General features: G+C 74.4%; 11 protein-coding genes and 1 pseudogene. 6 read left to right on the top strand and 6 right to left on the bottom strand.

Translation table 11 applies throughout. The features are described from left to right. Positions 1–142: 142 nt before the first annotated feature. Complete coding sequence (locus ACFYMP_RS06610) at positions 143–391, bottom strand: hypothetical protein (protein WP_388851520.1); 249 nt, start codon at positions 389–391, stop codon at positions 143–145. Positions 392–1,171: 780 nt separating this feature from the next. On the opposite strand from ACFYMP_RS06610, the gene ACFYMP_RS06605 reads away from it, so the two are divergent. Then, complete coding sequence (locus tag ACFYMP_RS06605) at positions 1,172–3,211, top strand: HelD family protein (protein WP_388852270.1); 2,040 nt, start codon at positions 1,172–1,174, stop codon at positions 3,209–3,211. Positions 3,212–3,243: 32 nt separating this feature from the next. Here the strand turns inward: ACFYMP_RS06605 and ACFYMP_RS06600 are convergent, their stop codons facing one another. Beyond that, entirely contained in the window at positions 3,244–3,783 is a 540-nt protein-coding gene (locus ACFYMP_RS06600; protein WP_388852267.1) for a flavodoxin family protein, read from the bottom strand. Positions 3,784–4,008: 225 nt separating this feature from the next. Then, positions 4,009–4,704, bottom strand: coding sequence for a copper homeostasis protein CutC (locus ACFYMP_RS06595; RefSeq protein ID WP_388851517.1), 696 nt, complete (start codon positions 4,702–4,704; stop codon positions 4,009–4,011). Between the two features lie 245 nt (positions 4,705–4,949). Here ACFYMP_RS06595 and ACFYMP_RS06590 point away from each other — a divergent pair, with 245 nt between their 5' ends. Continuing rightward, positions 4,950–5,627: a hypothetical protein gene (locus ACFYMP_RS06590; RefSeq protein WP_388851514.1), complete on the top strand. Its 678-nt coding sequence runs from the start codon at positions 4,950–4,952 to the stop codon at positions 5,625–5,627. 199 nt (positions 5,628–5,826) lie between these two features. Here the strand turns inward: ACFYMP_RS06590 and atpF are convergent, their stop codons facing one another. The 3 genes from atpF to ACFYMP_RS06575 form a co-directional block, all read right to left on the bottom strand. Continuing rightward, positions 5,827–6,345, bottom strand: a complete 519-nt coding sequence (gene atpF, locus ACFYMP_RS06585; protein WP_388851511.1) for a F0F1 ATP synthase subunit B — start codon at positions 6,343–6,345, stop codon at positions 5,827–5,829. Positions 6,346–6,499: 154 nt separating this feature from the next. Then, positions 6,500–6,769, bottom strand: coding sequence for a DUF4031 domain-containing protein (locus tag ACFYMP_RS06580; RefSeq protein WP_388851507.1), 270 nt, complete (start codon positions 6,767–6,769; stop codon positions 6,500–6,502). A 13-nt stretch (positions 6,770–6,782) separates the two neighbouring features. After that, a complete protein-coding gene (locus ACFYMP_RS06575; protein ID WP_388851504.1) occupies positions 6,783–7,166 on the bottom strand; it encodes a hypothetical protein in 384 nt (127 codons plus the stop codon). 295 nt (positions 7,167–7,461) lie between these two features. Between ACFYMP_RS06575 and ACFYMP_RS06570 the strand changes: the two genes are divergently transcribed. From ACFYMP_RS06570 to ACFYMP_RS06555, 4 genes and pseudogenes are all read left to right on the top strand, one after another. Beyond that, positions 7,462–8,454 carry a MurR/RpiR family transcriptional regulator gene (locus ACFYMP_RS06570; RefSeq protein ID WP_388852264.1) on the top strand — a complete coding sequence of 331 codons (993 nt, stop codon included), beginning with the start codon at positions 7,462–7,464 and terminating at the stop codon, positions 8,452–8,454. Positions 8,455–8,537: 83 nt separating this feature from the next. Continuing rightward, positions 8,538–9,584 carry an N-acetylmuramic acid 6-phosphate etherase gene (murQ, locus tag ACFYMP_RS06565; protein WP_388851501.1) on the top strand — a complete coding sequence of 349 codons (1,047 nt, stop codon included), beginning with the start codon at positions 8,538–8,540 and terminating at the stop codon, positions 9,582–9,584. A 52-nt stretch (positions 9,585–9,636) separates the two neighbouring features. Then, a pseudogene (locus ACFYMP_RS06560) lies at positions 9,637–11,316 on the top strand (PTS transporter subunit EIIC); the annotation flags it as partial. An 808-nt stretch (positions 11,317–12,124) separates the two neighbouring features. Beyond that, on the top strand, positions 12,125–13,423 hold the full coding sequence (locus ACFYMP_RS06555; protein ID WP_388852261.1) for a glutamine synthetase: 1,299 nt from the start codon (positions 12,125–12,127) through the stop codon (positions 13,421–13,423). Positions 13,424–13,811 lie beyond the last annotated feature (388 nt).

The raw sequence follows: 13,811 nt of genomic DNA, 5'->3' as shown, positions 1-13,811 counted from the left end.
GGCGCGAGGGGACGGGGGACGTGTGAGGGGCGCGGGGGCGCCGGGAGACATGAGCAGGCCGGCGCGTGAGCAGGCCGGCGAACGACGAGGCTCGGTGCCGCGGCCTCGCGTGTCCCGGCGCCGCCGCGTGGGGTCGGGAAGGTCATGTCCGGTGCTCACCCGGCCTCTCCCGCCCTTCGTCGACGTGGCGGAGGCGGCGCCGTATCCCCGCGCGCCCGCCGTAGCCCTCCCTCCCCTCGTACTCCCCGAGCACGACGACCTCGAAGGCGGTCTCGGCCACGGCACGAACCGCGCGCAGGGCGTGGAGCGCGCGGGCGGAGGACAGGCGGCGCGAGGCGGCGCCGGCGGAGGATGCGGTCACGGACGGTGTCAGGAAGGTCACGGTGCTCATGCGCCAAGAATGCCGATCCGCGCCCGGTTCCCGCATCGGACCACGGGTGGAATCCTCGGACCCTCCCGTCTCCACCCGTGGGTCGATTACGGCCGGTCACCCCCTACTCCGGTACGACCCGTGCCCCCTACGACGGTAGCGACGCCCCGGGCCTGACCGCTCGGCCACGCACGGGCGCCGGTACCGTCGACCGTGCCGGTGCCGGTGCGCACCAGAGCCAGCGCCCACCGCCATACGTAGCCGGCAGCGGGCAGAATCCCCTCACCAGCGCCCCGGTCTGGCGGGCTCGCCGTACCCGGGAAGGCGGTCTGCCGGGGTCAGGAAAAAATCAGCTTGGCCGTCTCGGCGCTCTGCCCTAGACTCCTCCGTCTGCCCGCCTCCCTTTCGCGGAGTGCCGCCTGCCGGACGGAAACCGGCGGCTGACCGACGTCCGTCCCGCGTGCCCGTACACCCCGCGTGTACCTGTCCGCGTGGTCCGTCCGTCGCGCCCGATCGCACTGTCCGTACGCCTCAGCCAGCTCTCGTCCGCGCGACGCGGTCCCGCCCGTCGTGCCCTGTCGTGCCGTGCCCGTCCCCGGTGGTCCCGGGTGCGGGCCGGCTGCTGCGCCGTGCCGTACCCGTACCGTCTGGAGCCGCACCGTGTCCGCGTCCGCACCTTCCTCCGCCCGGGACAACGCCGACAACGCCGGGGCCAGGGACCCCGGGAACGAAGAGGGAAGGGACGACCCGCTCAGCCGGGAGCGCGCCCACCTCGCCGTGTCCCGCGCGGCGCTGCGCACGATGCGCGAGGAGGCCGAGAACCTGGACATCTCCGACGTGACCGCGAACTGGGTCAACGCGGTCGTCCTCCAGGCACAGATCGAGGAACGCGTGAAAGCGCTCGCCGATCTCTCGCACACTCCGTTGTTCTTCGGCCGGCTGGACTTCACGCGGCCCCCGGGGCTCGGCCTCGCGGAGGGAGCGGCCGGGGAGCGTTTCTACATCGGGCGCCGCCACGTGCACGACGCGGAGGGCGATCCCCTCGTCATCGACTGGCGCGCCCCGGTGTCGACGGCGTACTACCAGGCGTCCAGGAAGAACCCCATGGACGTGGCGCTGCGCCGCCGCTTCGGCTACACGGCCGGGGAGCTGACGGCGTACGAGGACGAGGCGCTGTCCGGTCCCGCCGCCGAGGCCGCCCCGGCGGCGGACGGCGAGCACGCGAGCCGGCTGCTCCAGCAGGAGATCGAGCGCCCCCGCGTGGGCCCCATGCGGGACATCGTCGCGACCATCCAGCCCGAGCAGGACGGCATCGTCCGCAGCGGGCTGTCCGGCACGGTGTGCGTGCAGGGCGGTCCCGGCACCGGGAAGACGGCGGTGGGTCTGCACCGTGTCGCCTACCTGCTGTACGAGCACCGGGAGCGGCTGGCCCGTACCGGCACTCTCGTGATCGGGCCGAACCGCTCCTTCCTGCACTACATCGAGCAGGTGCTGCCCGCGCTCGGCGAGCTGGAGGTGCAGCAGGCGACCGTGGCCGATCTGGTGCTCGTCCCCGGGGTGGAGGTGCGTGGCGAGGACGAGGCGCGCGCCGCGACCGTCAAGGGCGACGCGCGCATGGCGCAGGTCCTGCGCCGGGCGCTGCGCTCCCACGTGACCCCGCCTGCCGAGGCGACCGTGGTCGTGCGCGGTTCGCGCCGCTGGCGGGTCCCGGCGTACGAGGTCGAGGAGATCGTCACGCAGCTCCTGGAGCGCGACATGCGGTACGGCGCGGCCCGCGAGGCCCTGCCGCACCGCATCGCGCACGCGGTCCTCGTCCGTATGGAGCAGGCCGGGGAGGCGCCCGACGACCGGGTGCAGGACGCGGTGGCGCGCAACGCGGCGGTCAAGGCGACGGTGAAGGCCGTGTGGCCGCTGGTCGATCCGGCGAAACTCGTGCTGCGGCTGCTGTCCGACGCCCCCTTCCTCGCGGAGCACGCCGAGGGGCTGCTGTCGGAGGAGGAGCAGTCGGCGATCCTGTGGGCGAAGCCGGCGCGCGGCGTGAAGTCGGCCAAGTGGTCGGCGGCCGACGCCGTCCTCATCGACGAGGCCCGTGATCTGGTCGAACGTACCCACTCCCTCGGCCACGTCGTGCTCGACGAGGCGCAGGACCTGTCCCCGATGCAATACCGCGCGGTGGGCCGCCGCTGCACGACGGGTTCGGCGACCGTGCTCGGCGACCTCGCGCAGGGGACGACGCCGTGGGCCACACGGACCTGGGCCGAGGCGCTGCGCCATCTCGGCAAGGAGGAGGCGCACGTCGAGGAGCTGACGGCCGGTTTCCGTGTGCCGCGCGAGGTCATCGCGTACGCCTCCCGGCTCCTGCCGTCGATCGCGCCGGGCCTGGCCGAGGTGCGGTCCGTGCGTGAGTCGCCCGGTTCGCTGTCCGTGCGCGAGGTGGCGGCGGGGGCGACGCTCGACGAGGAGGTCGTGGCGGCGTGCCGGTCCGCGCTCGCGCACGAGGGGTCGACCGGCCTGATCGCGGCCGACGTGCGGATTCCCGCCCTGGCGGCGGCGCTGGAGGCGGCCGGCCTCCCGTACCTGTCGCCGGGTCAGGAGACCACGCGGGAGTCCCGGCTGACGCTGGTGCCCGCGTCCCTCGCCAAGGGCCTGGAGTACGACTACGTGGTACTGGACGAACCGGCGGCGGTCGTGGCGGGTGAACCCGACGAGCCGACCGGCCTGCGCCGTCTGTACGTGGCGCTGACCCGCGCGGTGTCCGGCCTGGCCGTCGTGCACGAGGGCCCGCTGCCGGAGGTACTGGGCGTACCTGAGCAGTCAGGGAACGCGCGGACGGCGGCCTGAGCCCGCGCGGCGCCCCGTGGCGTGGCCGCCGCCTACACCGCTCCGTCCGCGAAGAACGCCTTCGCGCGCGCCAGCGCCTCGTCGTCCGTGTGGATGTCACCGGGGCGGCTGCCGTTGCCGAGCAGGACGCCGCCGAACCGCATCTCCATGTACTCGGCGGACAGGCGCAGCGTGTCGACGAGCGGGGCCGCGCGCCTCGCGTCCTCGTCCGCCATCGCGCTGACGCCCCACAGGGCGCGGCCCGCCATACGGGAGCGGAACCCGAGGCCGGGCAGGCGCAGCCAGGCCGACCAGTAGTCGAGGTAGCGCTTCGCCTGGGCGGACAGGGAGTACCAGTACAGCGGGGAGGCCACGACGACGTCCGTGGCGGAGAGCGTCGCGCGCAGAAGCTCCGCCTCCGCCTCGGAGCCCGGTGCGGCGGCGGGCCCCGCCGGGCTGTGGCGCAGGTCGCGGAAGTCGGGCAGGGCGAGGTCGCCCAGGTGTATCCAGCGCTGCTCGGCCCACGGCGGCAGGTACTGTGCCGCCGCGCGAGCCAGGGCCTCCGTGTTGCCGTCCTCCCGTGCCCCGGCCAGGAGGAAGAGAAAGGAGGAGGTGGGCGCCTCGGAGAGAGTGGGCGCCTCGGAGAGAGCGGGCGCCTCGGAGAGGACGGGCGCCGCCGTCTCCGACGGGGCGGGCTCCGGCGGCTGCTCGGCCAGAGGTGGCACGGTGCACGCTCCTCGTACGTCCCGGGTGCCGTCCCGGCCCGGCGCCCGTCATCCCACCCGAACTCCCCGCGCTCTTACGGCATTCCCGGGTCGTCAGTCGAGTGCTTCGCGCCAGCGGGCGACGGCATCCGCGTCCACGGGCGCCGTCCACCCCTCGGGCCGGGCCGCGCCACCGATGTGGAAGGCCGTGACGCCCGCCTCACGCAGCGCGGGAAGGTGTTCGAGGCGCAGCCCACCGCCGACCAGCAACTGCTGGGTGTAGCCGGGGGTGCCCTGGCGGGCCGCCTCGGCGCACAGCACGGGAAGCCCCTCGTCGACCCCGTCCGCCGAACCGGCCGTCAGATACGTGTCGAGGCCGGGCAGTCCGTCGAGCGCGTGCCGCAGGGCGGCCCGGTCGGGGGTGCGGTCGATCGCCCGGTGGAAGGTCCAGCGGCAGCCTTCCAGGGCCTGGGCGAGCCGGGTCACGGCGGCCAGGTCGGGGCCGCCGTCCGGGTCGAGGAAGCCGAGGACGAACTCCTCGGCACCGGCCGCCCGCAGCGCCGCGGCCCGCTCGACGAGCACGTCCAGCGTCCGGGCGCCCCCCACCGCGAAGCCGTCGGACAGGCGCAGCATGACGCGCAGCGGAACGGTCACGGCGGAGCGGATGTCGCGGAAGGTCTCGACCGTGGGCGTCAGCCCGTCCGCGGCCATGTCCGTGACCAGCTCCAGCCGGTCGGCGCCGCCCGCCTGCGCGGCCTTCGCGTCCGCCGCGTCGAGCGCGATCACCTCCAGCACTGCCCGCTTGCTCATCAGTCGCCTCTTCCCGTTCCCCACGGTGTCGTTTACGGACCTACCCGCACATATCCGTACAGGTCTAGTCCAATCTCAACAGCACTTTACGTGGCGCGGGCCCGGCCGGGCAGCCGCGTCCACTTCTCGGCCGGCCCCGACATCCGGCAGACGTCGGTAGGACGGCCGCCGGGACGGGCGGCTGGACGACGCGGCGGCGTCGGCACGGGGGCGGGGAGACGCGGGTACCGAGCGACAATGCCCTCATGGACCGAGAGGAACCCGGAACGACGGTGGCGGCGGACGGGCTGAGCGCCCAGTGGCGGGAGACGCTGCTGCGGGTGCGCGGCGGCGAGCCGGAGCCGGACCCGGCACCGTACGCGGAGAACCTGCTGGCGCGCTGGGCCGAGCCGCAGCGCGCGTACCACACGACCGCGCATCTGCGGGCCGTCCTGTGCCACGTCGACGCGCTCGCCGGTCACGCGCGGGACGCCGACGCCGTACGGCTCGCGGCCTGGTTCCACGACGCGGTGTACCGGCCGGACCGCTCCGAGAACGAGGAGCGCAGCGCGGCCCTCGCGGTCCGCGCCCTGACCGAGGCGCGGGTGGACGAGGCGTACGTGGCGGAGGTCGCGCGGCTCGTGCGGCTGACGGTGAGCCACGACCCGGAGAACGGCGACACGAACGGCGAGGTGCTGTGCGACGCCGACCTCGCGGTACTCGCCGGTACGCCGGAGGAGTACGGGAGGTACGCGGCCGCCGTCCGCGAGGAGTACGGATTCGTGCCGGACGAGTCCTTCCGCACCGGCCGCGCCGACGTGCTGCGTCAGCTTCTCGGGCTGCCCCGGCTGTTCCGTACGCCCCTCGGGCGGCGTGAGTGGGAGGCGAGGGCGCGTCAGAACCTCGCGACGGAACTGGAACTACTGACCGTCCGGGGCGCCTGAGAGGCCGCGGGCCGCCGGCTCGGCTGGGGGCCGGCTGCCGCGGGGCCCGTCGCCGGAGACGCCGCCGGCTCGGCTGGGGGCCGGCTGCCGCGGGGCCCGTCGGCCGACCGACCGGACCGGGCGGGAACGGTTCGCCCGCACGCGGCGCGTCCACCGGCGCGGCTGTGCGGCCACGTCCCGGCCGGACGGGCCCAGCCGGTCAGTCCGGCCGCGCGGGGCCCACCGGCCGGGGGCCGAGTTCGGCGAGGAAGCGTTCGATCACGGCCTCGTTCCTGGCCACGTCCTCGACGCTCTCCCCGACGAGCCGCCCGGCGAGGGTGACCGCGAGCGTCACGACGTCCCCGCGCAGTTCCGCCTCGGCGCGTACGCGCTCGGCACTGAGTTCACGGTCGGCGCGGGCGAGCAGCGCCTGCCGTTCACGCAGCCCCTCGGCGCGCAGCCGGGCCATGAGTTCCGCGCCCTCCTCCTGGGCCCGCTGACGCGAGCGGGCCGCCTCGTGACGGGCCTCGGCGAGCTGTCGTTCGAGGGCTTCCCGCGTCTCACGCGCCTCCTGGAGCAAGGTCTCGGCGCGCTCCCGCCGGCCCTCGATGGCGTCCACCCGCTGCTCAAGGACCCGGTTGATCCGGGGCAGCAAGCGACGGGTCAGGACGAGGAGGAGAACGAGGAAGCAGAGAACGGCTGCCAAGGTCTCCATCGGCTTCGGGGCCAGAACCTCCATCGCCCCAGCCTAGGGGCCCCTTCCGATTGTCGTAAGAACAACGGCGGTTACTCGTCCGCGATGGCCGGTATGCCCTCGGCGGACCCGCCTGCGTGGCCGGAAACACGTACAGCGGGACTACCGCGCTGCGGCGCGCGGCCGGCCGCCCGCCGCCTCACCGGTCCCGGGGCGGCTTACGGCGTCTGAGACCGGCCGCGACGAGCCGGCCGAGGAGTTCCTTGCTGCCGACCGGGGTCGCACCGGCGGCCACCGCGTCCTCGTACCGGGCGGACGGCAGGTCGTAGTGGTCGCGGTCGAAGGCGCGGCGCGGCACACCGAGCGCGGCCGCGAAGGCGTGCAGTTCCTCGTAGGACACGTCGCTCACGACGTGCGACCACAGGCGGCCGTGGCCCGGCCAGTCCGGGGGGTCGATGTAGAGGGTCATCGCGCCACCGCGCTCACCGCGGGCCCGGCATCCCCGGGACCGCCTCCAGGCCGCCGACCGGGGCCACGACGATCCCGGCCTCCGCGCACACCCAGTGCGGATCAGGCCCCAGCTCGGGTTCGACGGTGAGGGCGTGCGGCTCCTCCTCGGCGCACACGGGGCACACCGGCCACCGCCCGTACCGCTCCAGGAGGCCGTCCTGGACGTCCTGGGCGACGAGGCCCGGCACGAACTCGGCACCCTGCGGCCACTGCTCCACCCACCAGCGGCGCTGCGTGACCGACTCCTCGACGAGCGACACGATCCGGGCGTCCGCCACCTCGCTCGCGGCGAGGTCGGCCAGCACGCGGGCGCGCGCGAGGTGCAGGGTCTGTTCGAGGGCGCCGGGGTGGTCCATCCGTCCATTGTGCGGCAGCGCGCGCACGAGCCGGAAGCGAGCGCCGACCGGCCCCCGCCCGGCGGAGCGCCGGGCGACCGCCGGAAGTACCACTGGGACGGCCCAGCACGCCTTGACCCCCCTGTCGGGCTAAAAGTAAATTTCAGATGTGAATAAGGATATGAAAAATAGTTTCAGCGGACGGTCGACAGGCCACCCCGCTCCGGCCCGCGGCACCCCGCCCGGCCAGGACCCGATACCCGCGTCCGTACCGGCATCGGCCGCCGCGCCGGCCGCGATACCGGCCGTGACATCGATGATGGCCTCCGCCAACCCCCCGCGTCCCCGCTCGCGCGCCGCGGCGGCCGTCCCCGCGCCCGCCACGCGTGCCGCCGCGGCGGCGCAGACCCCGGTGCCACCCGCGCCGGCGGCGCTGGCCGCGAAGGTGCGGACCCTCGCCCCCTCCATGACGCGCTCGATGCAGCGGGTCGCGGAGGCGGTCGCGGCCGACCCCGCGGGCTGCTCGGCGCTCACCGTCACCGGTCTCGCGGAGCGCACCGGCACGAGTGAGGCCACGGTCGTGCGCACCGCCCGCCTCCTCGGCTACCCCGGCTACCGCGATCTGCGGCTCGCCCTCGCCGGTCTCGCCGCGCACCAGGAGTCCGGCGCGGCGCCCTCCGTCACGGCCGACATCGCGCTGGACGACCCCATGGCGGAGGTCGTGGCGAAGCTCGCCCACGACGAGCAGCAGACCCTCGCGGACACGGCCGCGAACCTCGACACGACCGCGCTGAGCGCCGCGGTGTCCGCGCTGGTTCAGGCCCGCCGGGTCGACATCTACGGCGCGGGGGCCTCCGGGCTCGTCGCCCAGGACCTCGAACAGAAGCTGCTGCGCATCGGGATGCTCGCGCACGCGCACGCCGATCCGCATCTGGCGATCACCAACGCGGTGCAGTTGCGCGGCCGGGACGTCGCGGTCGCCATCACGCACTCGGGTTCGACGAGCGACGTCGTCGAACCGCTCCGGATCGCCTTCGAGCAGGGGGCGACGACGATCGCCGTGACCGGCCGGCCCGACGGGAGCGTCGCGCAGTACGCGGACCACGTCCTGACGACGTCCACGGCGCGCGAGAGCGAACTGCGCCCGGCCGCCATGTCGAGCCGCGCGAGCCAGCATCTGGTGGTGGACTGCCTGTTCGTCGGCGTCGCGCAACGCACCTACGAGACGGCGGCGCCCGCGCTGTCCGCCTCCTACGAGGCGCTGGCGCACCGCCACCGCGCACGCCCCGCCCCGGGCACCCACACCTGAACGGCGCCCCGTCCCGCGACGGGGCCCCCGCCGCGTACCGCAAGACCACCACCCCGACCCTGAGCACAGCGGAGCAGCCGCAGATGACGACCACCGGGCCGACCGACCAGGCCCCGCAGGACCAGAGCCGCACCCCTCTCTCCTCCCTCCCGCCGCTTACCGGGCACGACGGCCGGGCCACCGGCGCGTCCGTGGACGGCCGTCGGTACGACGAGCTGCGCGTGCAGCTCGACCGCCTCACGACCGAGGCGTTCCGGCCCGAGCTGGCCGAGATCGACCGGTTGTCGACCGAGGAGATCGTCCGGACCATGAACGGGGAGGACGCGACGGTCCCCGCGGCCGTCGCCGCCTGCGTCCCGGGGATCGCCGCCGCGATCGACGGCATCGCCGCCCGTATGGCGCGCGGCGGCCGGCTGATCTACGCGGGGGCGGGCACCGCGGGACGGCTCGGGGTCCTCGACGCGAGCGAGTGCCCGCCGACCTTCAACACCTCCCCCGACCTCGTCGTGGGGCTCATCGCCGGGGGCCCGACCGCGATGATCACGGCCGTGGAGGGCGCGGAGGACAGCAAGGAGCTGGCCGCCGCCGACCTGGACGCGCTGGACCTCACCGCCGAGGACACCGTCGTGGGCATCTCCGCCTCGGGCCGCACGCCCTACGCGGTCGGGGCCGTCGAACACGCGCGGAAGGTGCGCGGCGCGCTGACCGTGGGCCTGTCCTGCAACGCGGACAGCGCCCTGGCCGCCGCCGCCGACCACGGCATCGAGGTCGTCGTGGGGCCCGAGCTGCTCACCGGCTCGACCCGTCTGAAGTCCGGGACGGCCCAGAAGCTCGTGCTCAACATGATCTCGACGATCACCATGATCCGGCTGGGCAAGACCTACGGGAACCTCATGGTCGACGTCCGCGCCTCGAACGAGAAGCTGCGGGCCCGGTCCCGCCGCATCGTCGCCCTCGCCACCGGCGCGGACGACGCGGAGATCGAGGCGGCGCTCACCGCGACCGGCGGTGAGGTCAAGAACGCCATTCTCGTGATTCTCGGCGGGGTGGACGGTCCCACGGCGGACCGGCTGCTCACCGAGTCCAAGGGCCACCTCCGTGCGGCCCTGACCGCCCCGCGCACCGGCTGAGGCTCGACCGCCGCGGGTCCCCCCACCCCCGCACAGCAAGGCAGCACGCACCATGGCTGAGAACAAGAACCGCGAGACGGCGGCCGAACTCCTCCCCCTGGTGGGCGGCGCGGCCAACGTGACCTCCGTGACCCACTGCATGACCCGGCTCCGGCTGGGCCTCGCGGACCGCTCCCTGGTCCGCGAGGAGACGCTCAGGGCGCACCCCGCCGTCCTGGGCGTCGTCGAGGACGAGACCTACCAGATCGTCCTGGGGCCGGGGAAGGTCGCCCGGATCACGCCCGAGTTCGAGAGGCTGGTCACCGAGGGACGCGGGGAGGAGGACCACCGTGCGGCGCCGGCCAACCCGGGTCTCCCGGGTGACGTGGTGGACGAGGCGGTCAGCGGGGCGGCGGACGCGCGTCTCGGAGCGGCCGCGGACGCCGCCGCTGAGGCCGGAGCGATCGGTCCGTCGGCTTCCGCGGCCGCGGCCGCGGGAGCAGCCGGACCGGTGGCGCCGGGGGCGGGGCCGGGAGCAGCCGGACCGGCGGCGCCGGGAACGGAGGCCGGAGCACCCGGTGCTGCGGCGAGCGTGGGCGGAACGCCTGGTTCCGCTCCCACCGCCGGAGAACTGGCCGCACAGGGCGAGGCGATGAGGGCGCGACGGAAGGAGCGCAACCGCACGCCGGTCAAGCTGTTCCTGCGGCGGATCGCCGACATCTTCGTGCCGCTGATCCCGGCGCTGATCGGCTGCGGGATCATCGCGGGGCTGGGTGGTCTGCTGGTCAACCTGGGCTGGCTGGGCGGGGTGACACCCGCGCTCAGCGCGATCGCCTCGGGCTTCATGGCGCTCATCGCGGTGTTCGTCGGCTACAACACGGCGAAGGAGTTCGGGGGGACGCCGGTCCTGGGCGGGGCGGTCGCCGCGATCATCGTCTACCCGGGCGTCGCGAACGTCGAGGTGTTCGGCGCGAAACTGGCCCCCGGCCAGGGCGGGGTACTGGGCGCGCTGGGCGCGGCGGTACTGGCGACGTACGTGGAGAAGGGGTGCCGCCGCGTCGTCCCCGAGACGGTGGACGTGCTCGTGACACCGACCCTCACCGTGCTCGTCTCCGGACTCGTGACCCTCTTCGGCCTCATGTACGTGGCCGGTGAGGTCGCGTCCGGGATCGGTACGGGGGCGAACTGGCTGCTCGACCACACGGGCGCCCTCGCGGGTCTCGTCCTCGGTGGCCTGTTCCTCCCGCTCGTGATGCTGGGGCTGCATCAGGCGCTCATCCCCATCCACACGACGCTCATCGAGAGCCAGGGCTACACGGTGCTGCTGCCGATCCTGGCGATGGCGGGCGCGGGCCAGGTCGGCTGTGCCGTCGCGGTCTACGTCCGGCTGAAGCGGAACAGCTCGATCCGCAAGACCATCAGGTCGGCGCTGCCCGCCGGACTGCTGGGGGTCGGGGAGCCCCTCATCTACGGTGTGTCGCTGCCGCTGGGCAGGCCGTTCGTCACGGCCTGCGTGGGCGGCGCGGCCGGTGGCGCGTGGGTCGGCCTGTTCTCGATGCTCGGGACGAAGGTCGGCTCGACCGCCATCGGCCCCTCCGGCTGGGCCCTGTTCCCGCTGCTCGCGGGCGACAAGGGGCTGGGGGCCACCGCAGCGGTCTACGGCATGGGACTGTTCGTCGGCTATCTGGTGGGCTTCGCCGCGACGTACGCCTTCGGCTTCAGCAAGCAGATGCTGAGCGAACTGAACGCCGAGGCCCCGGCACCGGGCACAGTCGTGGCGGCCGGCCCGGACGGCCCGACCACGGCGCCGTCCCCGAACGCGACGGCGTCGCGGACGTCGGCGACTTCCCCGAATGCGGCAGCGGCACCGGAACCCGTCTCGACGCCCGCGCCGCCTCCCGCCTCGGCCGCCGCGCCGGCGCGGGAGCCGGCCGCGTCGGGTCCCCGGCCCGGCGCGACCGGCCCGTCAGCCACTCCGGCCCCTTCTCTCCCGCCGGCCGCACCGCGTGGCGGAATCGTCGCCCACGACCCGCTCCTTCCGGCCGACGTGCCGCCGAAAGCCGTGGTCGAGGACTGAGAGGCACGCCCCGCCCTCCTCCGGATCGCGCGCCGGCCACGGAGGGCCGCACGACCACCCGGCCCCGGATCAGGGACGCGTCGTCACACCGTCGGCTCGGGGGGGCCGAGGGCAGCGGGGCCCGCTGCACGGCCGCGTGTCCAGGCCGTCGGCACCCGCCGCCGAGCCGACCCGCACCACAGTCGTCCGGCACCGGGCCGGCCCTCCTCGCCCAGAAATAATCACGGAAAGTAACCAAGTGCGTGTACTATCCGTGACCAAGGGGTAGCCCAGTGTCGTCGGCGACTGGCCGACGGTTTCGGGCGGATCGAGGAAAGGGGCGGTCATGATGTCGGCAGAGGTAACGGAAGGCGCGGGCACGGCGGTGCGGGGGCCGGGCGCGGAGTTCGGGGAACCGGACACGACGGCACGGGCCGTGAGCCCGGCAGCCCACCCGGCGGAGGAGTCCCGCGCGGACATGGTTCCGCGCCGGCTTCCGCCCGGGGTGGTGGGCGTGGCCGTGACCTGTGTGGACACGGCGGGCATCACGCGGGTGAAGGGGGTACCGGCCCGGCGGCTGGCGGAGGCCGCTCACGCCGGAGTGGGGCTCTCCCCGGTCTTCGATGTCGCCCTGGTCGACGACTCCTTCACGTCGAGTGCGCGGATCGGCGGCCCGGAGGGGGACCTGAGAATGGTCCCCGACCTGGACGCTCTCGCGCTCCTGTCACCGTTGCCCGGCTGGGCCTGGGCCCCCGGCGACCGTTTCGAGCAGTCGGGGGAGCCCTACGCTGCCTGTCACCGGGGTTTCACACGGCGGATGGTGGAGCGGGCCCGTGCGCGGGGCGTCGATCTGGTGATGGGCTTCGAGACGGAGTGGGCCGTGACACGGTCCGCTTCCTGGGGTCACGAGGAGGCGCCGCCCCAGGCCCCGTTCGAGGGCAGCGCGTACGGCATGACGCGACTGGCCCCGATGAGCGACTACCTGCGTGAGATCCTCACGGCCCTGGACCACGCGGGCGTCGAGGTGCTGCAGATCCATCCGGAGTACGCGCCGGGGCAGTTCGAGGTGTCGGTGACGCCCGCGGACCCGGTCCGGGCCGCCGATCTCGTGGTCCTGGTGCAGGAGATCGTCCGGGCTGTGACGGTACGCCACGGCTGGGAGGCGAACTTCGGGCCGTCCGTCCTCGCGGGGCAGGTGGGCAACGGGCGTCACGTGCACCTGAGTCTGTGGCGCGAAGGGCGCAACCTGTGCGGCGGCGGTTCCGGGGTGTGCGGGCTGGCCCCGGAAGCGGAGTCGTTCCTCGCCGGGGTACTTGAGGAGTTGCCTGCTCTGCTGGCGATCGGCGCCCCGAGCCCGGCCAGTTACCTCCGGCTCGGGCCCTCGCGCTGGACGGGTGCGTTCCAGTGCTGGGGGCCGGAGAACCGTGAGGCCGCGCTGCGCCTGGTGCCGGGCCCGCAGGGCGGTCCCCAGTCGGCCAACGCCGAGGTGAAGTGCTTCGACGCGGCTGCCAGCCCGTACCTCGTGGCGGGTGCCGTGATCGCGGCGGGCCTGGCCGGGATGGACGCGAAAGCCACCCTCCCCCAGGCCACGCACGGCGATCCGGCGGCCCGGACAGACGGCCCCCCGCGCCTGCCCGAGAACCTCCCCGAAGCCGTGACCCGTTTCCGGAAGTCGGCGGTACTGCGGGAGGCACTGGGCGACGCGCTGTTCGAGGCGGTGATCGCGGTGCGTGAGGCCGAGTCGGCGCTGTTCGACGGCTGGTCCCCACAGTCGATCGCCAACGCGACACGACGCCGGTACTGAGGGGGACTCGTGAGCACGCACGATCCTCAAGTGCGCGAACCCCGCCGGGGAGCCGCCGGGAGACCACCGGTTCGGGGGCCGGCGACGGGCCGCGTCACCGCGATCGGGTACCGGGAACGGACGCGGCGCACAGTTCCGGTTCTCGCGTTCGGCGGCGAGGAGGGGCCCGGCGGGCGCGGGACGCAGACGTCGCGGCTCGGGCCTGCGGACCGTCCTCCGTACACCGCCCCTCCTGCGCAACGCGGTTCACCCTTCACGCCGTACGCTCCCGGTCATGGGGAACAGTGGGGGCCGAGGGGGCGCGGGGCAGCCCGGTCGTGAACGTGGGGACGGGAGTCTCGCGGACGGGCCCGGCGAAGGCGAGAGAGAAGCAGAAGGAGAAGATCGA

The organism is Streptomyces sp. NPDC007088 (genome assembly GCF_042869355.1).
GTDB lineage: Bacteria > Actinomycetota > Actinomycetes > Streptomycetales > Streptomycetaceae > Streptomyces.
This window is presented reverse-complemented; position numbering and strand designations above follow the sequence as displayed.